The organism is Candidatus Methylomirabilota bacterium (assembly GCA_035936835.1).
GTDB lineage: Bacteria > Methylomirabilota > Methylomirabilia > Rokubacteriales > CSP1-6 > AR37.
In genome coordinates, this window is the sequence record DASYVT010000113.1 from 46,907 (window position 1) to 68,081 (window position 21,175).

Here is a 21,175-nt window from a genome sequence, read left to right on the forward strand (position 1 = left end):
CAATCTAAAGGAGCATTGCGCTGAAGGCCCGGCTAGCTCTTGGTCAGCCCGAGGGCGCCCGTGCCGAGGAAGCACTGGGCGAGGATCGCAGCCAGGACGAACAGCGCGTACTCGTAGCCCACCACGTCCGCCTTGCCCCACGCGGCGTCGATGATCACCCCTCGCAGGAAGAACCCCTGGTCGAACTGGAACAGCACTACCGCCCCCATCATGATGGGCAGGTTCGCCATCGCCGCAATGCGAGTGAAGACCCCGAGGATCAGCATGATGCCGCCGACGAAATGGGCGAGGAGTATGTATGACGTGATGTAGTCGCCGAGGGGCAGGCCGAGCCGCTTGGTGATCATCGCGCTGGGCGCGTCGGAAGTGACTACGTCGTAGACGTAGTAGCCGTGGGCGATAAAGACCACGCCCAGCATGATCCGGAGAACGGCGGCGCCGAGTGGGCGCAAAGCAACTTCTACTCCCGGATTCTACCCCGTGCCGCGCGCGGCACTTCAAGAATTCTGGGCTTCGATCTCCCGCGCCGCCGGGAGGCCCGGCAGTGACGTCGCGCAGAGCACGGCTCGCGCGATCGCCGCCGCCACGGCCTCCGCCGCCGCCCTGCCCAGCGACGCGAGATCGGCCCGCGCGTCCCCGACGGACAGGCAGAAGAGGGCGTCGCCGTCCGTCGGCAGGTGAGGGGGAGAGAGCGCCCGCTCGAATCCCTGGAGGCCCAGCCGCGCCACGCGCGCGGCCTCGGCCTTGCCGAGGGCGGCCGACGTGACGACGACGCCGATGGTGGTGTTGACGGGGCGGAATCCGGGAGGCGGTGCGCCGCTCTCGAGGGCCGCGGCTGAGTCCACCAGCCGCCTGCCGTCGGCCGCGTCCCGCGCTCCCGCAATGAGGCGGCCCGTGACGGGGTCGCGCACGTCGCCGACCGCGTTGACGACCATGAGCGCGGCCGTGACGACGCCATCCCGCTCCACGCGCGAGACGCCGAGGCCGCCGCGCATGGCGCGCTCGATGCCGTAGAGCTTCCCCACCGTCGCGCCCGTCCCGGCGCCCACGCTGCCTTCCTCCACCGGCCCCGGCCGGGCCGCGGCGCACGCGGCGTAGCCCATGGCGCGGTCCGGCCGGACGCGGTGATCGCCCACGTTCAGATCGAAGATGATCGCGCCCGCGACGTGCGGCACCACGGTGCGGGAGACCGGGAAGCCCCGGCCATGCTCCTCGAGATACTCCATCGCGCCCCAGACGGCCTCGAGGCCGAAGGCGCTGCCTCCTGCTAAGACGATGCCGTCCACCGTCGGCGCCAGGTGGCGGGGGTCGAGGAACTCGATGCCGTGGACCCCCGCCGCCCAGCCGGCGATCTCGAGCGCGCCCACCGCCGGCCGCTCAGGCAGGATGGCCGTGCAGCCGGTGAGCGACCGGAGATCGGTGACGTGGCCCACGTGGACGCCCGGAATCACGGCCGCACTCTAGCAAATTCTGGCGGCGCCCGACCCCGTGATGCTAGTCTCGAAGTGACATGCGCAGGGATCGCTCCCCAGAGGACGAGCAGGACGCCGGCCCGCTGCGGGACGAGCGGCCGCCGCGGCGTCCCTGGGCCCTCATCGCCGCCTGCCTGGTCCTCGTGGTGCTCTCGGCGGTGCTCTGGGTCAAGTGGTCCGGTGCGCGGCACGAAGCGGCCAAGCTCCAGAAGGAAATGACGCGCGTCTACAAGGAAGCCGAGGACCTGCGACTGCAGGCGGCCCTGGCCCAGGAGCGCATCGGCAAGTTCGAACGGGACCTCCGCGCGCTGCACGCCGAGCGGGAAGCGGCGACCAAGGCGGGGGACGACAAGGCGCGGGGCGCCAAGCCGCCCGCTCGCTGGTAACGCCGAAGGAGGCCGCATGGAACTGATCGGCAGGATCCTCGACGGTTCGATCCCGCAGGACCTCAAAGATGCCCTGCGCCGAGCGGACCCCTCCGGGCCTCGCGTGAGCCATGACGAGAAGATCCGTCACCTGGAGGAAGTCCCGCTGCTCGCCGACTGCACCCAGAAGCAGCTGCGCTCGCTCTCCGACATCTCGCGCGTGGTCGAGGTGCCCGAGGGCACGTCGCTCACGCGGGCCGGGCAGCCCGGCGACGAGTTCTTCGTCATCCTCGACGGGTCGGCGGCCGTGGAGAAGCCGGGTAAGAAGCGGGTCTTCCTCAAGCCCGGCGATTTCTTCGGCGAGATGAGCCTCCTCGACGGAGGACCGCGCTCCGTGACGGTGCGGGCGGCGACGTCGCTCCGCGTGCTGGTGATCGACAGGAAGAACTTCCAGGAGCTGTTGCGCGAGGTGCCCGAGCTGACCCAGCGGCTCCTCGTCACGCTGTCCCGCCGCATCCGCTCGCTCGAGAGCGCCGACCGCAGCTGACCTGTTGAGACGTTGCGACTGGGTAGGAGCGCTAGCTGGCGGCGCGGTCCCAGGCTTTGAGCAGGCGGTCGTTGTTTTCGCGGGTGCTGACGGCGATCCGGAGATGGCCGGGGAAGCCCACGGCCGCGCCGTCCCGCACCAGGATCCCCGCCTTGAGGAGAGCCGCCCTGAGCGCATCCGCCTGCCCGCCGACACGCGGGAGGATGAAGTTCGACTGTGAGGGGGGCGCGGGCGCGCCGCGCCGCGCCACTTCAGCGAGGAGCCTCGGGCGCTCGGCGAGGATGAGCGCGCGGGTCCGCTCGAGATGCGCGGCATCCTCGAGCGCCGCGACGCCCGCGACCTGGGCGAAGCGATTGACGTTGAAGGGTGCGCGCACGCGGCCCAGCCAGCTGATAACCTCCTCCTGCGCCACCGCATAGCCCACCCGCAGCCCCGCCAGCCCCGCGATCTTCGAGAAGGTGCGGAGCGAGATCAGCCGCGGGTACCGCTTCGCGAGCGGGACGCCGTCTGCCGTCTCCGGATCGTCGCAGAAATCGCGGTACGCCTCGTCGAGGACCACGAGCGGCGGGTCATCGCCGAGCGCGGCGAGGAACCGCTCGAGCGGCTCGCGTCTGATAATGGTCGTCGCCGGGTTGTGAGGCGTGCAGAGGAAGACGGTCTTGGTGCGCGGGGTCACGCGCGCCAGGATGTCGTCGAGGTCGGTGTCGTAGCCCTTGAGCGGGCTTCTGATGGGCGTGGCGCCCGAGAGGCGCGCCTCGATGTCGTAGGGCTCGAAGGCCGGGTGCGGCATCAGGATCTCGTCGCCGGGCTCGAAGGCCGCGCGCGCGATGAGCCCCAGGATCTCGTCGCCGCCGTTGCCGGCGATGATCCAGCCTGGCGGAACACCCAGCCGCCGCCCGATCGCTTCGCGGAGCGCCGTCGAGCCGCCGTCCGGGTAGAGGTGGGCGCGCGGCGCTTCGCGGCGCAGCGCTTCGATGACCATCGGGGAAGGGCCCAGCGGGCTCTCGTTGGCCGAGAGCCTGAGGATGGCCGCCAGCCCCAGCTCCTTCTCGAGCGCCTCGAGCGGCTTGCCTGCCTCATAGGGCGTCACTGCCGAGAGCGCCTCGCGCCAGATCCGTCTCATGGGCCGTTATTGTAATTCGAGGCGCAGCCGGAGGCGAGCCGAGTGCTGGGTAGATCGTTCGAGGCGCAGCCGGAGGCGAGCCGAGTGCTGGGTAGATCATCCCGCCGTCCAAGTCCGCGCCACGTTTGACATCCCTGGCCCTGCCATGTAGGGTTTCGACATGTCTGCGGACTTGTTCCGCCAACTCCGGCGCGTGGAGGCGCAGGCGGAGCGGGGCTTCGAAGGCACGGCCGCCGAAGGTGCGGAGCGCCGGCGCCGGCTGAGGCTCGAGCTCCTCCGCCAGCACCTTGCCCAGAACGTCGATTTCCTCAAGGCCGCCCACCTCGGCGGCGCCTCGGGCCAGCAGTCGGTGCAGGCCTATGCGGCCTTCATGGACGGCTTCCTCTCGACGATCTTCCGCCTGGCCGTGGAGGACGCCAAGAAGGAGGGCGCCGTCCCCGGGGTGATCGTGCTCGTGGCCCTGGGCGGCTACGGGCGCGGGGAGCTGGGCCCGCTCTCCGACTTGGACCTCATGGTCATCTACGACGGGGAGATGGGGCCCTTCGTCCAGCGCGTCACACAGGTGCTGCTCTACACGCTGTGGGACCTGGGGTTGACGGTCGGGCATTCGGTCCGGAGTCTTCCCGACTGCGTCGCCATGGCCCGCACGGATTTCGCGTCGCGTACCTCCATGCAGGAGGCGCGCTACGTGGTCGGCGACCGGCGGCTCTTCCAGCGCTTCCGCCGCGTGCTGGCCGAGAACGTCTACCGCAAGGACTTCGGCCAGTTCCTGGAGACGGCGCTGACCGAGCGGGACCAGCGCTACCGGAAGTTCGGCGGCTCGCCCTACATGGGCGAGCCCAACGTCAAGGAGTCGGCGGGCGGCCTGCGAGACCTCCACACGGCGATGTGGCTCGCCTCGACCAAGTTCGGCGCGCGCACCCTGCGGGATCTCCTCGAGAAGGGGCTGATCACCCAGCGCGAGGAGCGGCTGACGGACGCGGCCCTGACCTTTCTCTGGCGCGTGCGCAACGAGCTCCACTTCCTCTCGGGCCACAAGAACGACGTGCTCTCGCGCGACGTCCAGCCGCAGATCGCCAAGCGCTTCGCGTACGAGAGCGACGAGGTCTCGCTCGACGTCGAGAAATTCATGCGCGACTACTACCTCCACGCCCGCGTCATCCACCGGGTGTCGAGCCGCCTGATCGCGCGCTGCCAGGAGACGCTCTCGCGGAGAGGCACCGCGCTGCGCCGGCTCCGCCAGGAGGCGCTGGCCGACGGGCTCTTCGTGATGGACGAGCGCATCCACCTCGTCCACCCCGACGGGCGCGACTTCCGCGCCGAGCCCGCGCGGCTCATGAAGGCCTTCTGGCACTCGCACCGGCTCGGGTTCGAGCTGGGCGTGGACGTGGAGCGGGCGGTTGAGGAGGCCCTCGACCTCGTGGACGACGGCTTCCGCCGCTCGCCGGAGGCGCGCGAACTCTTCCTCGACATCTGCCGCAACTGGGGACGCGTGGCGCAGACGCTCCGCCAGATGCACGAGGTGGGCTTTCTCGGGCGCTACCTGCCCGAGTGGGACGCGCTGACCTGCCTCGTCCAGTACGACGTCTACCACAAGTTCACGGCGGACCAGCACTCGCTCCTCGCCGTGGAGAATCTCGAGGCGCTGGCGCCCGGCGCGTCCGCCTCCTCCGAAGGGATCGCGCAGGTCCTGAACGAGGTCCACCGGCCGGACCTGCTGATGCTGGGCATGCTCCTGCACGACATCGGCAAGGGCAAGGGGCACGGCCACGTCGCCAAGGGCATTCCGCTCGCCGAGGAGCTGACGGCGCGCATCGGGCTCGAGGGAGAGGCCGCAGGCGCGGTGGTCTTCCTGGTCGCCCAGCACGTCGCGCTCTCGCACATCGCCCAGCGGCGTGACGTCAACGATCCCAAGACGGTCGAGGCGCTGGCCGCGCTCTGCGGCACGCCCGAGCGCCTCCGCAAGCTCTACCTTCTCACCTTTGCCGACATGCGTGCCGTCGGCCCCGGCGTCATGACGGGCTGGCAGGCGCAGATCCTCTGGGAGCTCTATGGCGCCGCGCTCCAGCGGTTGACGGGCGGCCGCCCTGAGAAGCTCACGCTCCAAGACGTCGCCCAGCGCGTCCTGACCGAGCTCCGGGACGCAGGCCTCAAGCGCGCGGTGCCGGGGCACCTCGCCATGACCTCGGAGCGCTACTTGGCGACGACACCGCCGGCGAGGATCGCCGCGCACATGCGGCTCATCGAGCGCCTCGAGGACGAGCCGGTGGCGACCGAGCTCTTCCACCACCCGGACCTGGGCTCCTCGGACCTCGTCATCGTCACGCGCGACGTGCCGGGGCTCTTCTCCCTCATCGCGGGCAGCCTGGCCGCCAACGGCATCAACATCCTCTCGGCCCAGATCCACACACGCGCCGACGGCGTCGCCATCGACACCTTCCAGGTCAACGACCCCTTCGGCGAGGCGGTGACCGAGGAGGCGCGCTGGCGCCGGACGCTCCAGTCGCTGCGCCGCGTGCTCCTGGGCGAGCAGACGGTGGAAGAGCTCCTGGCCGCGCGGCGGGGCAGCCGCTCCGGCGACGAGCCGGTCCCGGGCCCGGCCAAGGTCTCCGTCGACAACCACCTGTCGGACACGCACACCGTGGTCGAGGTCAAGTGCCCCGACCGCGTGGGCCTCCTCCACCTCATTACCCGGACGCTGGCGGGGTTCGAGCTGTCGATCGCGAGCGCGCGCATCGCCACGGACATCGACCACGCCTTCGACACCTTCTACGTCGCGGACCCGCACGGCCTCCGCATCGAAGATCCCGACGAGATGGCCCGCGTGCGGGGAGCGCTGGAAGACGCGCTCCTGAAGCCGCTGTAGATGCTCGGTCACTACAAGGCCCCGCTGCACCGTTTCTTCGACCCTGTCGCGCGGCTCCTCTTTCGCGCGCGGGTCCGCCCGAACCATCTCACCGTGCTGGGGCTCGGCGTGAGCATCGCCGCGGCCTACGTCTTCTCCGTGGGGCGCCTGCGCTGGGGGGCGGCGCTGCTCGCGGTGGCGGGGCTCTTCGACTTCTTCGACGGTGCGGTCGCGCGCCTCGCCGGCTCGGACAGCGACTACGGCGCGTTCCTCGATTCCGTGGTGGATCGCTACTCGGACCTGGCCGTCCTGCTCGGCATCCTGGTCTACTACGAGCACACGACCGACACGCCGGGCGCGATCCTGACCATGGCCACGCTCGCCGGCACGGTCATGGTCAGCTACACGAAGGCGCGCGCCCAGTCCATCGGCGTGAGTTGCGAGATCGGCGTGATGGAGCGTCCGGAGCGGCTCATCGCTCTCATCGTGGGGGCGACGTTCCATCTGCTCACGCCCGTCATGGCGCTGCTCGCCCTGCTGACCAACCTGACGGCGATCCAGCGGATCGTCTACACCCGGAAAATCGCCCGCGACACGTCCCTGCGGTAGACTCGAAGTATGCGACGGGCGCTCGCTGCCGTCGGATGCCTCGCCCTCCTGGTCCTCACCGTCCCCGTCCGGGCGGCAGGACCCGCGGTCCCGCGCTTGTCGCCCGAGGCGCGCGAGCGCTTCGCCGCCGCGCTCGGGGCGTACAGGGCCCAAGACTGGGCGCAGGCCGCGCGCGAGCTGGGCGACGTCAGCCGCATCGCATCCCCCATCGCCGAGTACGCGCTGCTCCACCAGGCCGAGAGCCTGGCGCGCCTTGGCGACGCCTCCGCCGCGCGCGCCGCGGCGCTGCAGGCCGCCGACGCCGCGCCCGACAGCCGCGCCGCGGCGCCCGCGCTTCTCCTTGCCGCCGAACAGGCTTCGCGGATTGGAGACGACGCGGGCGCGGCCGGGCTCTGGCGCCGCTTCCTCGACCGGTTCCCCGACGACGCCCAGGCGCCGCGGGCGCGGCTCCGCATGGGCCAGTCTCTCGCCGCGGCCGGCCGCGCGGGCGAGGCCGCGGTCGCGTTCCGCGATCTCTGGCTCTCAGCCCCCGCCACGCCGCAGGCCGATGCGGCGGCGCGGGAGCTTCGCGCCCTCGAGGCGCGAGGCCTTCCCGTCGCCCCACTCACCCCGGTCCAGCGCGTCGAGCGCGCGGAGCGCCTGGCGGCAGCCGGTGTCGGTGACCAGGCGCGCACCGAGGCGGAGGCGGTCCTCGCCGGAGCGCGGCCCGTGGACTTGACGCTGAGGGCGCTCCGCGTGGTGGTGGACGGCGCGCGGCGCTCGGGGCGGGACGATGTGGCGCTCGCGGCGGTCAACCGCGGGCTCGGGCTGTCGCCCGCCGACAAGCGCGCGCCGTGGCTCCTCGAGTCGGCGAAGATCCAGCAGAGGAAGAACCGGGACGGCGCGATCGCCGCCGTGGACCGGCTCGCTGCCGATTCCCCGAAGGCGCCGGAAGTCCCCGAAGCGCTCCTTCTCAAGGCGCGGCTCCTCGAATCGGGCCCCGACCCGAAGTCGGCCGAGCCCGCCTATCTCAGGCTGGCGCACGGCTATCCGGAGTCCGAGGAGGGGCTGCGCGCGGCGTGGCGGCTCGGCTGGCTTTCGTGGCTGCGCGCAGAGTATGCCGAGGCCGCCGAGCGCTGGGGCCGCATCCAGGGCGTCCGGACGGCCAGCCCGGGCTATCGCGACGCCTCGATGTACTGGATCGGGCGCACGCATGAGCAGCGTGGAGATGCGGAGGGCGCGGCCAGGCAGTTCGCCAATGTCGTGGCCGAGGCGCCGCGCAGCTACTACGGCGTATTGGCCGCTCGCCGCGCGCCTCGCGCCCAGGCGAACCCGGCGCGCAACCCCGCCTCGGCCCAGCTCGCGGCCTCGCTGCCGGTCGACCCGCGCGAGACGCTCCAGGCCGACGCGCCATACGCGCGGGTCGAGGCGCTCCGCGCCGTCGGGCTCGGCGATTTCGCCGACGAGGAAATGGACGAGGCCGTGCGGGGTTCGACGGGCGACCCCCGTCGGCTCTACGCGCTCTCGGCCGCCTACGCGCAGGAGGCGCGACACTTCCAATCGCTTCGCATCCTGAGGCGGCATTTCATCGGCCTCGCCCGAAGCGCCCCACCCTCGCTACCGCGGGCCTTCTGGGACTTCTTCTACCCGCTCGGCTGGCGCACGGAGCTGAACGACGCCGCTACGCGCGCGGCGCTGGACCCGTATTTCGTCGCCGCCGTCGTGCGCGAGGAATCATCTTTCGACCCGCAGGCGCGATCGCGCGTGGGCGCGCGCGGGCTCATGCAGCTCATGCCCGACACCGCGCGCCAGCTGGCCAAGGGGCGCGGGCTGCCGGCGGGCGACGACATGCTGGCCGATCCCGGCGCCAACCTCGCTCTCGGCAGCCTCTACCTGGCGGGGCTCATGAAGGAGTTCGGGGAGCCGCGGCTGGCCATCGCTGCCTACAACGCGGGGCCCGCGCGGGTGCGCGAATGGTGGAAGGCGCGGGCCACGGACGATGTCGAGGTCTGGGTGGAGCTCATTCCCTTCGATGAGACGCGGTTCTTCGTGCGGCGCGTGATGCTCTCGTGGGAGGAGTACCGCCGCCTCTACGGCGCGCCGCTGGCGGGCGCAAGGCCGTGACGACGCCGGCCACGGCCGGCTTCTGGCGCCGGCTGCTGGCCCACTGCCTCGACTGCCTGGTCGGCCTCGCCGCCTGGCTCCTCTGCTCGATGTGGCTCGTGATCGGCCTCTGGGCGCTCGAGAACCCGCCGCGCGATCTCCTCGACCTGGCGCTGGTGCTCCTGACCACGCCGGCGCTGGCGTTCGCGCTCCACATCGCCTACCACGTCGTGCTCGTCGGGGGCTGCGGCCAGTCGCTCGGCAAGATGGCGCTGGGGATCGTGGTGATCGGGCGCGACGGCGGCGCGGTCGGCTATGGACGCGCGGGGCTCCGGTGTCTCGGCGGGCTCCTCTCCCTTGCGAGCTTCGGGCTGGGCTATGCGGGCGTGCTGTTCACGGCGGAGCGGCGGGGCCTGGCAGATTGGCTCGCAGGCACGAGGGTGGTCGTGGTGTCAGCGGCGCCGGCTGCCGCAGCGCCGGGCCCGGCGGAGATGAGCCCGCTCGGCGCCTGAACGCAGCCCGGCTCAGGGCTTGGGCGCGGCCTCCGCCACGGGCAGGGGTTCCAGAGGCTCGAGCGCGCTGAGCCGCTCTTTGAGCGACGGGCGGATGTCCAGCGCGCCGCCCGCGCCGGCCAGGCTCCTGACCGGCGCCTCGTCCACGGCGCGGAGCGCCTCGGCAAGGCTCCGGCGCGGCGTTGGCTCGCCCATGTCGCGCAGGATCTCCACGGCGCGCTGGTCGGCCGCGAGCTCCTGCTTGCGCGAGAAGGCGCGCACCACCAGCGGGTTGACCATGAAATCGAGCAGCCCCACTCCGGGGACGAACAAGCCCGCGGCGCCGAAGCCCCCGGTCATGCCGACAGCCATGCGCCGCCGTGTGCCGATATGGTCGAGCACCTCGTGGGCCACCTCGTGGGCGATCACGGCCTGGAGCACCGGCGTCGGCATCCGCGCGAGCCCGTCCGAGAAGTAGAAGGTCGCGTCCTCGTCCGTGAAGGCCGTCGGGTGCCGGGTCTTGATGAGGGCAAAGGTGTAGCGCGCCGGGTCGTCGCCGGCGGCCACTGCCGCGCGGTGCAGCGTGTTGGCCACGCGGAGGGTGTTCGGGTCGCCGGGCGGGGGGTAATAGGTCCCGGCGGGCAACCCCGCGCAGCCTGCGACGAAGATGGCCAGGACGAAGAGCGGCACCGCGGCCCAGCGTGCCATAGGACCTAATATCGTAGACCCAGGGGCCGCCCATGCCCCAAGGAAAAGGGACGCTTAGGGGCCGGCCAGATCGGGAGGCCCGGGAGTTCACAGCCGCGTGACACGGCTCCCGGCGAACCTGTTAGCATCGAAGGTGAGTCTCACCACCAGGGAGGCCACAACGCATGCTCGTCAGGCGCGATAGCGACAGAAGGCTCCGCGGAGAGGGCATCCCCTCCCGGGAGATCACAGACCACGGGGTGTACCTCAACCGCCGGGCCTTCATGACAGGCGCCGCGGCGCTGGCGCTCCTGCCCTGGGGCCGGGAGGCATTCGCCCAGGGCGCTCTCGAGCCGCTCCAGGCCTCGAAGAGCGCTGCCTATCAGGTGCAGGACGCGCTGACCCCGTACAAGAGCGTGACGACCTACAACAACTTCTACGAGTTCGGCACCGACAAGGGCGACCCTGCGGCCCATGGCGCGTCGCTCAAGACCCGCCCGTGGACCCTCAAGGTGGACGGGCTCTGCGCCAAGCCCAAGACCTTCGACATCGACGAGCTGCTCAAGTTCCCGCTCGAAGAGCGTGTCTACCGCCTGCGCTGCGTCGAGGCCTGGTCCATGATCATCCCGTGGATCGGCTTCCCGCTCTCCGCCCTGCTCAAGCGGGTCGAGCCCACGGGGCAGGCCAAGTACGTGGAGTTCACCACGCTCGTCAACCCGAAAATGTTCCCCGGCCAGAAGCGCGGGCTCTTCGGCTTCGTGATCGACTGGCCGTACACGGAAGGGCTGCGCCTCGACGAGGCGATGCACCCGCTGACGCTCATGACGGTCGGCCTGTACGGCCAGGTGCTGCCCAACCAGAACGGCGCGCCGATTCGCGTGGTCGTGCCATGGAAGTACGGCTTCAAGAGCGCCAAGTCGCTGGTGCACATCCGGTTCACGTCCGAGGAGCCCAAGACCTCCTGGAACAAGGCGTCGCCCGACGAGTACGGCTTCTACTCGAACGTCAACCCCCAGATCAGCCACCCGCGCTGGAGCCAGGCGACCGAGCGGCGCATCGGCGAGCTGCGGCGCCGCGATACGCTCATGTTCAACGGCTACGCCGACCAGGTCGCGTCGCTCTACAGCGGGATGGACCTCAAGAAAGCCTTCTAGACGCCCAATGGGCTACCGGGTTCGCGTCGCGCTCAAAGCCGCCGTCTGGATCGGCAGCCTCTGCCCGCTCGGCGTGCTGGTGCGCGGCTTCCTGACGGACGACCTCGGCGCCAATCCCATCGACTACATCACCCGCACGCTCGGCCTGACGGCCCTCGTGCTGCTGCTGACGAGCCTCGGCATGACACCGCTCCGCGCGCTCTTCGGCTGGTCCTGGCCGATTCAGATGCGGCGACTGTTCGGGCTCTTCGCCTTCTTCTACGTGTGCCTCCACTTCGCCGTGTGGATCGGTCTCGACCACTTCTTCGCCTGGCGGCGCATGTGGGAAGACGTGCTCAAGCGCCCGTTCGTCACGGTGGGCATGCTGGCGCTCCTGCTGCTGATCCCGCTGGCGGCGACCTCCACCTCGGGGATGATCAAGCGGCTGGGCGGGGCCAACTGGCGGCTCCTGCACAAGCTCGCGTACGTGATCGGGGGCCTGGGTGTGCTGCACTTCCTGTGGCTGGCGAAAAAGGGGCGGACGACGCCGTACTATTTCGCGATCGCGCTGGCGGTCCTGCTGGGCGTGAGGCTCTGGGGCTGGCTGGGCCGGCGCGCGGCACGCCTCCGGCCGGTGCTGGCTGACGACGGCCGGAACCGGGCGCCCCGGCCGTCGTAGCCCGTCTCGGCGCTACTTGGCCGGCGTGTAGTAGGGGTTGGTGCCCGACGCGTGGTCGGTTGAGTCCAGCACTTCCTCGATCTCGGGCATCTCTTCCTTGATCAGGCGCTCGATGCCGGCCTTGAGCGTCACGTCCGCCGCGCCGCACCCCTGGCAGCCGCCGCCCATCTGTATGTAGACCTTCTTGTCCTTCACGTCGACGAGCTGAACGAAGCCGCCGTGCCCCGCCACCGCGGGGTTGATGGTCGAGTCGATCAGCTCCTGCACCCTGGTCATCAGATCGTCGCTCATGGGCCCACCTCCCTGGGGCCCATAGCTTACACCCGATCGGCTCCCTCGCGCCTTGACAGTGACGGCGCCGGCCCCTAGCATCGCCCGAGACCCCCCACCCGGAGGATTCAGCCATGGACTACGCGGAGTACCGGCACCTGACCTTCGACCGCCGCCCGAGCGGCGTCGTGCTCATCACCATCAACCGCCCCGAGGTGATGAACGCGACCAACGCGCGGCTTCACTGGGAGCTGACCCAGGTCTGGCTGACCATCGACGCCGACCCGGCCGCCCGGGTCGCCCTCGTCACCGGCGCGGGACGCGCCTTCTCGGCGGGCGGCGACATGTCGCTGGTGGAGGAGATGGCGGGCAACGCCGCCGCGGCGGCCCGCACCATGCGCGAGGCCTCCGACCTCGTCTACAACATCATCAACCTCGACAAGCCCGTCGTCTCGGCGATCAACGGCCCTGCGGTAGGCGCCGGGCTCGTCGTCGCGCTCCTCGCGGACGTGAGCATCATCGCCGAGACCGCGCGCATCACCGACGGCCACACGCGGCTGGGGGTCGCGGCCGGCGACCACGCCGCCATCATCTGGCCGCTCCTCTGCGGCATGGCCAAGGCCAAGTACTATCTCCTGACGAGCGAGTTCCTCGACGGGCGCGAGGCCGAGCGCATCGGGCTCGTGAGCCGGGCCGTGCCGGCCGACAAGGTCCTGGACGTCGCGTGGACCGTGGCCGAGTCGCTGGCGCGGGGCAGCCAGCCCTCGATCCGCTTCACCAAGCGCGCGCTCAACAACTGGCTGAGACAAGCGGGACCGATCTTCGACCAGTCGCTGGCCCTCGAGATGCTGACCTTCATGGGCGACGACGTCCGCGAGGGCATCCAGGCGATCCGCGAGAAGCGCCAGCCGGTCTTCCCCTCGGCGCGGTGACCCGGGGCCTCGCGCTCGCCCTGCTGCTCTGCTGGCCCGGCTGGGCCGCCGCCCAGTCCCCAGGCTGGGAGGAGATCCTCGGCGCGGCCGACCGCGCGTTGGAAGCCGGGCAGGTCGGGGACGCCGAACGCCTCTACGTCGCCGCGATTACGAAGGCGGAGAGCTTCGGCGAGTCCGACCTGAGGCTCGCCCGGAGCCTGAGCGCCCTCGGTGTCTTGTATCGCGAGCAGGGCCGTTACCGCGACGCATCGCCGCTCTTCGGCCGCGCGCTGTCCGTGACCGAGAAGGCCGTGTCGCCGGGCGACCGAGCCCTCGTCCCGGCTCTCAACAACCTGGGCGCCGTGTGGCTCCAGCAGGGGCAGGCGTCCGCCGCCGAGCCGCTCTTCCGCCGCTCCATGGCGATCGCCGAGAAGGCGCTCGGTCCCGACGACCCTTCGACGGCCGCCTCCATGGCCGGGCTCGCCGCCGTGTACCAGGCCCGCGCGCGCTACGCCGAGGCCGAGCCGCTCTATCGCGGCGCCATCCGCATCTACGAAAAGGCTCTGGGCCTCGCCGACCCCGTGGTGGCGCGGCCGCTGTCGAGCCTGGGCGGTCTATTCAGGGAGCAGGGGCGCTACCGCGACGCCGAGCCGCTCTATCGGCGCGCGCTGTCCATCGTCGAGCAGGCGCTCGGCCCCGACCACATCCAGACGGCCTTGCCCCTGGGCGGCCTGGCCGCGCTCTACAACGCGCAGGGGCGGTACCGTGAGGCCGAGCCGCTCTACCGCCGCACGCTCGCCATCCAGGAGCGCGCGTTGGGTCCCGATCACCCGGCGCTGGCGGGCACGCTCAATGACCTCGGCGACCTCTACCGCGTGCAGGGGCGCTACGTCGACGCCGAGCCGCTCTTCCTCCGCAGCATCGCCATCCGGGAGGCGCGGCTGGGCCCGCGGCACCCGGACGTGGGGGCGACGCTCGGCAACCTCGGGCTCCTCTACTTCGACCAGCGGCGCTACGCCGACGCCGAGGCCGCCTACAAGCGCGCGCTGGCCATCCTCGATCCGGGCCCCGGCCGCGAGACTCCGGTGGTGACCGAGTCGTTGAACAACCTGGCGGAGCTCTACCGGGTCCAGGGGCGCTACGCCGAGGCGGAGCCGCTCTACCGCCGCGCGCTCTCGATCCGCGAGCAGGCGTTAGGTCCCGAGCATCCGAGCGTCGCCACGAGCCTCAACAACCTGGCGGCCTTCTACCATGTCCAGGGGCGCTACGCCGAGGCCGAGCCGCTCTACAGGCGCACGCTCGTCATCCTCGAGAAATCAGTAGGCCCGGCGCATCAACGCGTCGGCATCACGCTCAACAACCTGGCGGAGGTCTACCGCGCCCAGGGGCGCTGGGAGGACGCGGCCCGGCTCTACCCGCAGGCGATCGCCATCGTCGAGAAGAATCTCGGCCCGGATCACCCGACGCTGGCGGGCCTGCTGGAGAACTACGCCGGGGTGCTTCGCCGCGCCCGCCGGGACGCCGAGGCGCTCGAGATCGACGAGCGCGCCCGCGACATCCGCGCGCGCCACTCTATACAAAACCCCCGCCGCTAGAAGGCCGGCGAGAAGGGTCCAGATGCGAGGCGGCGCCCGATGGCCGCACGCGAGGCGTACTCCTGTACGTTGAGCGAGGAGCGACCGAGCCAACGAAGCAGATGGGCCCTTATCGGCGGCCTGGTCAGGTGTCGCCGCGGGGGCGGCGGCGGGGGCGGCGCGGGCCGGGGTCGAGCTCGACCACGAGGCCGTCGCCCCAGCCGTATTTCCTCTTCGAGCGCGCCTGGATGTCGCGGACCAGCGCGGGCGCCGTCTCGGCCCTGACCACACGCGCCCGCCCACGGAGCCGAGCCGTGCCGACCCGCCAACGCACGCGCGGCTCGATCAGGAGGTTCTGGACCCAGTGGGCGCGCGGGCCGTGCTCGGACACGAGGTAGTAGCTGCGCCCTCGGCGCGTGAACCAGATCTCGATCTGGCGCGCGTGCCCGGTCTTCCTGCCGCGCGTCGTGAGGTAGAGGAACTCCTGCTCGTCGCCCGCCGCCGGGTGCGCCATCCTCGCGCTACGGGCGCGCGACGCGGGCCGGCTGCCCTGACCACTCCCAGCCGACCGTCGTGCGAGAGACGCCGAGGAGAAGGCCGCAGAGCGCGGACGGGTGGACCCAGAGCCCGTCGAGCTCGGTCGCGGGGTCCGGGCCGCGGGTCGTGAAGCGGCCGCCGCGCGCCGCGAGCCGCTCGATGATGGGCCGGACGTCGTCGGCCTCGACGTAGCACATGTAGAGCGAGTCGCCGCGCTTGGCGACCCAGCGCCCCATGGCCGACTTGGAGTTGGTCACCTGCGAGATCTCGATACGGTCGAGACGGTCCTTCGGGTTGAACATGGCCAGCGTGCCGACGTAGCCGAAGCGCTCGCTCGCGATCGGCGAGACCCGCGACGGGTCGAGGTCGAAGATCCGCCTGTAGCGGTCGGCCGCCGCGCGCCAGTCGGAGATGAGCGTGTTGGTCACCTCGTAGAGATGGCTGACGAGCCCGACGGAGGGGCGCGCGGCGTCGGGCGTAAGCACCACGCGCATGCCGAGGGTTACCGACGGCTCGAGGTAGACCTGCGCGCCCTCCGAGGCGAAGCGGCAGCCGTGGCGCTCGAGGTTGGCCGTCAGCGCCGCCATGTCGCGCGTCGAGAAGCCTGCGGTCATCAGCCCCTCGCCCTGGGCGCTCAAGTGCTCGGCGGCCGGACCCGGGCCCGAGGGCTCGCAGAGCTCCACCTCGCTCGAGCCCAGGGCCAGGACGAGCCGCGCGGCGCCGAGATACGCGCTCGGCGCCGCGCGCACGGGTTGAGCGCCCAGCACCTCGCCGAAGGTCCGCGCGGCAGCCTGCCTGTCCTTGACGACGAGCTGCACCCGGTCGACCCGCTCGAGCATGCCGCCTCCCGGAGGGCGGGGCTCATTCGCCGCCGCCTCTGTGCGATAATCCTGACACAAAACGCCCGGATCCGGTCGGAGACCCGAGGGCTCCCGAGGACAGAGACATGCCGAAGCTCAAGAAGCCGCAGGTTGTGGAGACGGCCGCACCCGAGCTGGCGCGGCCCGACTGGATCCTGGTGGCGCTGGCCCTCGTGGGGCTGGGCGTCGCGGGGTACCTAAGCGCGCTCAAGCTCGGCGGCACCCAGGCCTTCCTCTGCCGGGGCGGCAGCGGCTGCGATCTCGTCCAGGCGAGCCGCTATTCGCTGCTGGCCGGCGTGCCGACCGCGATGTGGGGCGCCGGAATCTACCTGGCCATCGCCGTGCTCGCCGCGATGCCGCGGACCGCGCGCCGCTGGCAGGCGGCCTTCATGCTGGTTTCCGGCGCCGTCGCCTTTTCCCTCTACCTGACGTACATCTCGATCTTCGTCATCGGCGCGACCTGCCCGTACTGCCTAGGCTCGGGCGGGATCTCCGTGGCGCTCCTCGTGGCCATGCTGTGGCGGCGCCCACCGGCGCAGGGCCGGCAGGCCGCGGTCTACAAGCCCGGCAGGCTGGCGGCGCTCGGGATCACCGCGGGCATCTTCACCGTCGTCTTCGGCGCCTTCATCTTCGCCGCCGACTTCTCGGTGCCGGCCGGCTACCAGTCCGCGCTCGCCCAGCACCTGGCGAAGAGTCAGGGCATCTTCTACGGCGCCTTCTGGTGACCCGCGTGCACAGAGCAAAAGGCCCGGTTCGGGTCTGCCGCGCGAGAGCTTCCGTACATCGAGTGCGATCCCAAGGGCGTCAACCCGCGCCAGGATCTCTGTGAGAAGGTGCCCGTGCGCTCCTATCCGACCTGGGTGATCGACGGGCAGAAATACGAGGGCGTCATGTCCCTCGACAGGCTGGCCGAGCTGTCGAAGTTCCGCTACGCCACGCCGACTGCGGCAAAGCCGTGACAGGGGCCGAGCTCTCCTCGCTGATGGCGGGCCCGAGCCCGCACGCGGTCCTCGACCTGCGCGAGCGGGCCGCGTACGCGGGCGGCCATATCTTCCGGGCCACCAATTTGCCGCGCTGCCTCCTCGAGTTCCGGCTGTTCCAGCTGGTGACGGCCAAGCGCACTCCGATAGTTCTCTGCGATGCGGACGGGCGGCTCGCGGCCCTGGCGTTGCCCGCGGTGCGCGCCATGGGCTTCACCGACGTGCGGGTGCTCGACGGCGGCCTCGAGGCGTGGCGCCGCGAGGGGCGCGGGACGATCACCGGCATCAACGTGCCGAGCAAGGCCTTCGGCGAGTGGGCGCTCCACACGCTGCGCACGCCGCAGATCCCGCCGCATGAGCTCCAGGCGTGGATCGACGGCGGCCGCGACATGGTCATCGTGGACTCGCGGACGCCCGAAGAATACGCGCGCGGCTGCATCCCCGGGGCCTGGAGCATGCCGGGGGGCGAGCTCATGCTGCGGATCGGCGAGCTGGCGAAGAGCCCCAAGACGACCATCGTTGTCCACTGCGGCGGCCGGACGCGGAGCTACATCGGCGCCGAGTCGCTTCGCCGTATGGGGCTGCCCAATCCCATCGTCGCGCTCGAGAACGGCACAATGGGCTGGGAGCTGGCCGGGCTGACCCTCGAGCGCGGCGCCGACCGCCGCGTGGCGGAGGTTTCCGAGGCGAGCCGGAAGCGCGCGGCGGCCGCGGCTTTGCTGATCGCGAAGGACGACGGCATCGCCTCGATCGCGCCGGCCGCGCTCGAAGCGCTCTGGGCCCGTCGCGCCGAGGAGAACGTGGCGCTCCTCGACGTGCGCACGCGCGAGGAGTACGAGGAGGGTCACGTGGCGGGCGCCACCTGGGCGCCCGGCGGCCAGGCCGTCCAGGCGACCGATGAGTACATCGCCGTCCGCGCCGCGCGGGTGGTGCTGGTCTGCGACGGCGCGGGGCGGTCGACCATGACCGCCGCGTGGCTCAAGCGCATGGGGATGCCCGAGGTCTCCGTCCTGGCGGGCGGCCTGCCCGCGTGGAAGGCGGGCGGCGGCGCTGTCGAAACCGGCCACCCGGATCCCGAGCCCTGGGGTTATGTTGCAGCGCGAGCCGCCGTCGGCACGCTCGGCCCCGTCGAGCTCTTGGCCGCTCTCGGCGGCGCGCAGGCGCCACCCGCTCCCGCGAAGGCTCTCCCCGCTCCCGCGAAGGCTCTCCCCGCCCCCGCGAAGGCTCCCCCCGCCCCCGCGAAGGCTCCAATGGTCCTGAGCGTGGACCAGAGCGACGTGTATGCGCGCGGCCACGTGCCGGGCGCGGCGTGGCTCTGCCGGAGCCGCCTCGAATGGAAGGCGCCCCAGGCGCTGTCCGACCGCGCGCAGGCGCTCGTCCTCACGTGCCGCGACGGGCGCCACTCGACGCTTGCCGCCGCCGCGCTCGCGCGGCTCGGGTATGCGTCGGTCCGCGTGCTCGAGGGCGGCACCCAGGCCTGGGAGCGCAAGGGGCTGGCGCTCGAGACGGGCAAGACCCTGCTCCTCGACGAGACCGACGACGTCGTGCTCAAGCCCTACGAGAAGGGCCGCGAAGCCATGGAGGCGTATCTGAAATGGGAAGTCGATCTCGACCCCGCCGCCCTCGACGCCGCGCGGTCAAAGTAGCCCGGAAGGCGAAGCGCCCCGCGCGCTCCGCGAAGCGCCGGCCGGCGCGCGCGAAGCCGGTGCGGCTCAAGGCGCCCGGCGCCCTCGTCAGCACCGAGTGGCTGGCCGCCCACCTGTTAGAGCCTCGCGGGGGCGCGGCTGAGCCTCGCGGGGGCGCGGCTGGCCCGCGCGTGCGCGTCCTGGACGGGACGTGGCACATGCCCCAGCTCCAGCGCGATCCCCGGCGCGAGTTCGAGGACGCGCACATCCCGGGCGCGGCCTTCTTCGACATCGACGGCATCGCCGACCGCGCGAGCCTGCTTCCCCACATGCTGCCGGGCGCGGCCCAGTTTGCCCGCCAGGTGGGCGCGCTCGGCATCTCGAACGCCGACCTGGTGGTGGTCTACGACGCGCGGGGAGTGGTCAGCGCCGCGCGAGTCTGGTGGACCTTCCGCGCCTTCGGCCATGACCGGGTTGCCGTGCTCGACGGGGGCCTGCGCAAGTGGCGGGCAGAAGGGCGGCCCGTCGAGTCGGGCCCCGCGACGCCTGCGCCGCGGCGATTTACCGCGCGGCGCAGGCTTGCGCTCGTGCGCGACCTCGGGCAGATGCGGCGCAACATGGAAAGCCGCCGCGAGCAGACGCTTGACGCCAGATCGCGCGGCCGCTTCGCCGGCACCGAGCCCGAGCCGCGCGCGGGACTGCGCGGCGGCCACATTCCGGGCAGCCTGAACCTGCCGTACGACATGCTCTACCGCCCCGACGCCACGCTCCTGCCGCCCGACGGGCTCCGCCAGGCTTTCGCCGCAGCCGCCGTGGATCTGGGCAAGCCCGTCGCGACGACGTGCGGCTCGGGCATCACGGCCTCGGTGCTGGCGCTTGGACTGCATCTCATCGGCCACAAAAAGGTCGCGGTGTATGACGGCTCGTGGACAGAGTGGGCCGGCCGCTCCGACACCCCCGTCGAACCCTAGGAGGCTTTGTTATGACGGCGTATACGCTCAAGCAGTTCGTGGACCACCTCGACGCCATCACCGCCGCGGAAGGCGATCCGGCGGTGATCACGGCGAAGGCGGCGCCGCTCCTGAAGCGACTGTGTCTGAACCCCGACGCCCTCCCGGCCGAGTACCGCACGGCGCCCGCGGGGCAGCGCGGCCGCTACCTGCTCCACCGCGCCCCGCGCTTCAACGTCACGTCCGTGATCTGGCGCCCGGGCGACGAGGCGGGATCCCACGACCACGAGACCTGGGGGCTGGTCGGCGTCGTGGAGAACGAGATACAGGAGACGCGCTACACGTCAGCCGGCACACGCGACCTCGGCGGCAAGATCACCCTCAAGGTCAAGGAAGTCTTCCACCACAAGGCCGGCGCGGTCTCCACGCTCGTTCCGCCCCACGACGAGATCCACGCCATGTACAACCCGACCAAGCGGGATACGGTCGAGATCCACGTCTACGGCAAAGACCTCGCGGGGCTCCAGCGCCACACCTTCGACAGGGACGGCACGGTCAAGTCCCTCGTCAGCTCCAAGTACATGAATTGCTGACGGACTCTCCCCGAGCGCGGACGCCGGCGCCGAAGAGGCGCTCGGGCGAGCGATCGACGCCGATCCAGGCTTCGAGGCGGTGCACGCGGCCCCCGCGCGTGCTCCACCTGCGCGGCGCCATGCCCGAGGTCCGCGCCGCCGCGAGGATCGAGGAGCCGCGCCGGGCCGAGCAGGAGGCGCGACAGCCGGCGGGGCGCGTCGCCGCGGACCTGGCCGAGGCCATGGCGGTCTCCTTATGGAAGCCTGCAGCGGTCGAAGAGCTCCCGGTCGATTGGGATGTATCGGGAGCTTTCGCGGACAAGATGCCACGAACGCCGGGTTCGTGGAATGGCATTTTCCACGACGCGGCCGGTCCGCCTGATCTCCTGCACGGCCGGCGCGAGATCCCCATCGCCGCTGACCAGGATGGCCGCGTCGTAGAGATCGCGGTACGCCAGAGAAACCATGTCGGTGGCGATCTTGACGTCCAGGCCTTTTTCGTGCCACACGCCGTCAGCCTGGGCCATCCGTCCCGTCCACACTACGAGTTCCTGCTGCTGCCTGAGGCGCCGGAGGAACCGTTGCTGGTCTGCGTATACATCGGCGCCCATCTCCTGTGGAACAGCGGCGATGTAGAAGGCCGTCCTCACAACGTGTCGTCCCGCAGCCAGCCCAGCGGCGAGCTGCAGGGGAGAGTATCGAGTCCAGCCAAAGACGGTCTTGAACGCCCGGTAGACGTTAGCTCCGTCGATAAACACCGCGACGCGAACCGGCATGGGTCAGAGAAAGACCCGGCGTCCCGGGGGGGCGCCGGGATACTGACCCACCGTCGCGGATAACCGGGACATGTGGGGGGGTAATTC

23 protein-coding genes are annotated in these 21,175 nt (G+C 71.3%); 14 read left to right on the forward strand and 9 right to left on the reverse strand.

The annotated features are described in order from the left end of the window. Positions 1 to 32: 32 nt before the first annotated feature. A complete protein-coding gene (locus VGV06_09025; protein HEV2055300.1) occupies positions 33 to 452 on the reverse strand; it encodes a DoxX family protein in 420 nt (139 codons plus the stop codon). A 45-nt stretch (positions 453 to 497) separates the two neighbouring features. Beyond that, entirely contained in the window at positions 498 to 1,451 is a 954-nt protein-coding gene (locus VGV06_09030; GenBank protein ID HEV2055301.1) for a P1 family peptidase, read from the reverse strand. 59 nt (positions 1,452 to 1,510) lie between these two features. On the opposite strand from VGV06_09030, the gene VGV06_09035 reads away from it, so the two are divergent. After that, positions 1,511 to 1,858: a hypothetical protein gene (locus tag VGV06_09035; protein ID HEV2055302.1), complete on the forward strand. Its 348-nt coding sequence runs from the start codon at positions 1,511 to 1,513 to the stop codon at positions 1,856 to 1,858. A 16-nt stretch (positions 1,859 to 1,874) separates the two neighbouring features. Next, positions 1,875 to 2,384 carry a cyclic nucleotide-binding domain-containing protein gene (locus VGV06_09040; GenBank protein HEV2055303.1) on the forward strand — a complete coding sequence of 170 codons (510 nt, stop codon included), beginning with the start codon at positions 1,875 to 1,877 and terminating at the stop codon, positions 2,382 to 2,384. Positions 2,385 to 2,415: 31 nt separating this feature from the next. Here VGV06_09040 and hisC read toward each other — a convergent pair whose 3' ends face one another. Beyond that, positions 2,416 to 3,507, reverse strand: a complete 1,092-nt coding sequence (gene hisC, locus VGV06_09045; protein HEV2055304.1) for a histidinol-phosphate transaminase — start codon at positions 3,505 to 3,507, stop codon at positions 2,416 to 2,418. A 160-nt stretch (positions 3,508 to 3,667) separates the two neighbouring features. Between hisC and glnD the strand changes: the two genes are divergently transcribed. The 4 genes from glnD to VGV06_09065 are packed head-to-tail and all read left to right on the forward strand — an operon-like array spanning position 3,668 to position 9,555. Further along, on the forward strand, positions 3,668 to 6,373 hold the full coding sequence (glnD, locus tag VGV06_09050; protein ID HEV2055305.1) for a [protein-PII] uridylyltransferase: 2,706 nt from the start codon (positions 3,668 to 3,670) through the stop codon (positions 6,371 to 6,373). Beyond that, positions 6,374 to 6,961: a CDP-alcohol phosphatidyltransferase family protein gene (locus VGV06_09055; GenBank protein HEV2055306.1), complete on the forward strand. Its 588-nt coding sequence runs from the start codon at positions 6,374 to 6,376 to the stop codon at positions 6,959 to 6,961. Between the two features lie 9 nt (positions 6,962 to 6,970). Beyond that, positions 6,971 to 9,064 (forward strand): lytic transglycosylase domain-containing protein, encoded by a 2,094-nt coding sequence (locus VGV06_09060; GenBank protein ID HEV2055307.1) that lies wholly within the window; start codon positions 6,971 to 6,973, stop codon positions 9,062 to 9,064. After that, positions 9,061 to 9,555, forward strand: a complete 495-nt coding sequence (locus tag VGV06_09065) for an RDD family protein (GenBank protein ID HEV2055308.1) — start codon at positions 9,061 to 9,063, stop codon at positions 9,553 to 9,555. The genes VGV06_09060 and VGV06_09065 overlap by 4 nt, the downstream gene beginning before the upstream one ends. Positions 9,556 to 9,567: 12 nt before the next feature. On the opposite strand, the gene VGV06_09070 is transcribed toward VGV06_09065, so the two are convergent. Further along, the gene (locus VGV06_09070) at positions 9,568 to 10,242 is read right to left on the reverse strand and encodes a M48 family metalloprotease (GenBank protein ID HEV2055309.1); all 675 of its coding nucleotides are present in this window, start codon (positions 10,240 to 10,242) and stop codon (positions 9,568 to 9,570) included. Between the two features lie 164 nt (positions 10,243 to 10,406). Between VGV06_09070 and msrP the strand changes: the two genes are divergently transcribed. Next, complete coding sequence (gene msrP / locus VGV06_09075) at positions 10,407 to 11,375, forward strand: protein-methionine-sulfoxide reductase catalytic subunit MsrP (protein HEV2055310.1); 969 nt, start codon at positions 10,407 to 10,409, stop codon at positions 11,373 to 11,375. A 7-nt stretch (positions 11,376 to 11,382) separates the two neighbouring features. After that, entirely contained in the window at positions 11,383 to 12,033 is a 651-nt protein-coding gene (locus VGV06_09080; protein HEV2055311.1) for a protein-methionine-sulfoxide reductase heme-binding subunit MsrQ, read from the forward strand. Positions 12,034 to 12,045: 12 nt separating this feature from the next. On the opposite strand, the gene VGV06_09085 is transcribed toward VGV06_09080, so the two are convergent. After that, positions 12,046 to 12,324: a NifU family protein gene (locus VGV06_09085; GenBank protein ID HEV2055312.1), complete on the reverse strand. Its 279-nt coding sequence runs from the start codon at positions 12,322 to 12,324 to the stop codon at positions 12,046 to 12,048. Between the two features lie 113 nt (positions 12,325 to 12,437). Between VGV06_09085 and VGV06_09090 the strand changes: the two genes are divergently transcribed. Together VGV06_09090 and VGV06_09095 are read left to right on the forward strand one after the other, a co-directional pair. Beyond that, the gene (locus VGV06_09090) at positions 12,438 to 13,235 is read left to right on the forward strand and encodes an enoyl-CoA hydratase/isomerase family protein (protein HEV2055313.1); all 798 of its coding nucleotides are present in this window, start codon (positions 12,438 to 12,440) and stop codon (positions 13,233 to 13,235) included. Beyond that, positions 13,232 to 14,809 carry a tetratricopeptide repeat protein gene (locus VGV06_09095; GenBank protein ID HEV2055314.1) on the forward strand — a complete coding sequence of 526 codons (1,578 nt, stop codon included), beginning with the start codon at positions 13,232 to 13,234 and terminating at the stop codon, positions 14,807 to 14,809. The genes VGV06_09090 and VGV06_09095 overlap by 4 nt, the downstream gene beginning before the upstream one ends. Positions 14,810 to 14,933: 124 nt before the next feature. Here VGV06_09095 and VGV06_09100 read toward each other — a convergent pair whose 3' ends face one another. Together VGV06_09100 and VGV06_09105 are read right to left on the reverse strand one after the other, a co-directional pair. Then, positions 14,934 to 15,302, reverse strand: coding sequence for a nitroreductase/quinone reductase family protein (locus VGV06_09100; GenBank protein HEV2055315.1), 369 nt, complete (start codon positions 15,300 to 15,302; stop codon positions 14,934 to 14,936). A gap of 7 nt (positions 15,303 to 15,309) precedes the next feature. Further along, entirely contained in the window at positions 15,310 to 16,164 is an 855-nt protein-coding gene (locus VGV06_09105) for a VOC family protein (GenBank protein HEV2055316.1), read from the reverse strand. Positions 16,165 to 16,271: 107 nt separating this feature from the next. On the opposite strand from VGV06_09105, the gene VGV06_09110 reads away from it, so the two are divergent. From VGV06_09110 to VGV06_09125, 4 genes are all read left to right on the forward strand, one after another. Continuing rightward, positions 16,272 to 16,910 carry a vitamin K epoxide reductase family protein gene (locus tag VGV06_09110; GenBank protein HEV2055317.1) on the forward strand — a complete coding sequence of 213 codons (639 nt, stop codon included), beginning with the start codon at positions 16,272 to 16,274 and terminating at the stop codon, positions 16,908 to 16,910. Between the two features lie 230 nt (positions 16,911 to 17,140). Continuing rightward, entirely contained in the window at positions 17,141 to 18,811 is a 1,671-nt protein-coding gene (locus VGV06_09115; protein ID HEV2055318.1) for a rhodanese-like domain-containing protein, read from the forward strand. A 170-nt stretch (positions 18,812 to 18,981) separates the two neighbouring features. Further along, on the forward strand, positions 18,982 to 19,761 hold the full coding sequence (locus tag VGV06_09120; GenBank protein ID HEV2055319.1) for a rhodanese-like domain-containing protein: 780 nt from the start codon (positions 18,982 to 18,984) through the stop codon (positions 19,759 to 19,761). A gap of 11 nt (positions 19,762 to 19,772) precedes the next feature. Next, positions 19,773 to 20,333, forward strand: a complete 561-nt coding sequence (locus tag VGV06_09125; GenBank protein HEV2055320.1) for a cysteine dioxygenase family protein — start codon at positions 19,773 to 19,775, stop codon at positions 20,331 to 20,333. On the opposite strand, the gene VGV06_09130 is transcribed toward VGV06_09125, so the two are convergent. Together VGV06_09130 and VGV06_09135 are read right to left on the reverse strand one after the other, a co-directional pair. Further along, on the reverse strand, positions 20,308 to 20,556 hold the full coding sequence (locus VGV06_09130; protein ID HEV2055321.1) for a hypothetical protein: 249 nt from the start codon (positions 20,554 to 20,556) through the stop codon (positions 20,308 to 20,310). The genes VGV06_09125 and VGV06_09130 overlap by 26 nt on opposite strands. A 10-nt stretch (positions 20,557 to 20,566) precedes the next feature. Then, positions 20,567 to 21,088 (reverse strand): NYN domain-containing protein, encoded by a 522-nt coding sequence (locus VGV06_09135; protein HEV2055322.1) that lies wholly within the window; start codon positions 21,086 to 21,088, stop codon positions 20,567 to 20,569. Between the last annotated feature and the right edge of the window lie 87 nt (positions 21,089 to 21,175).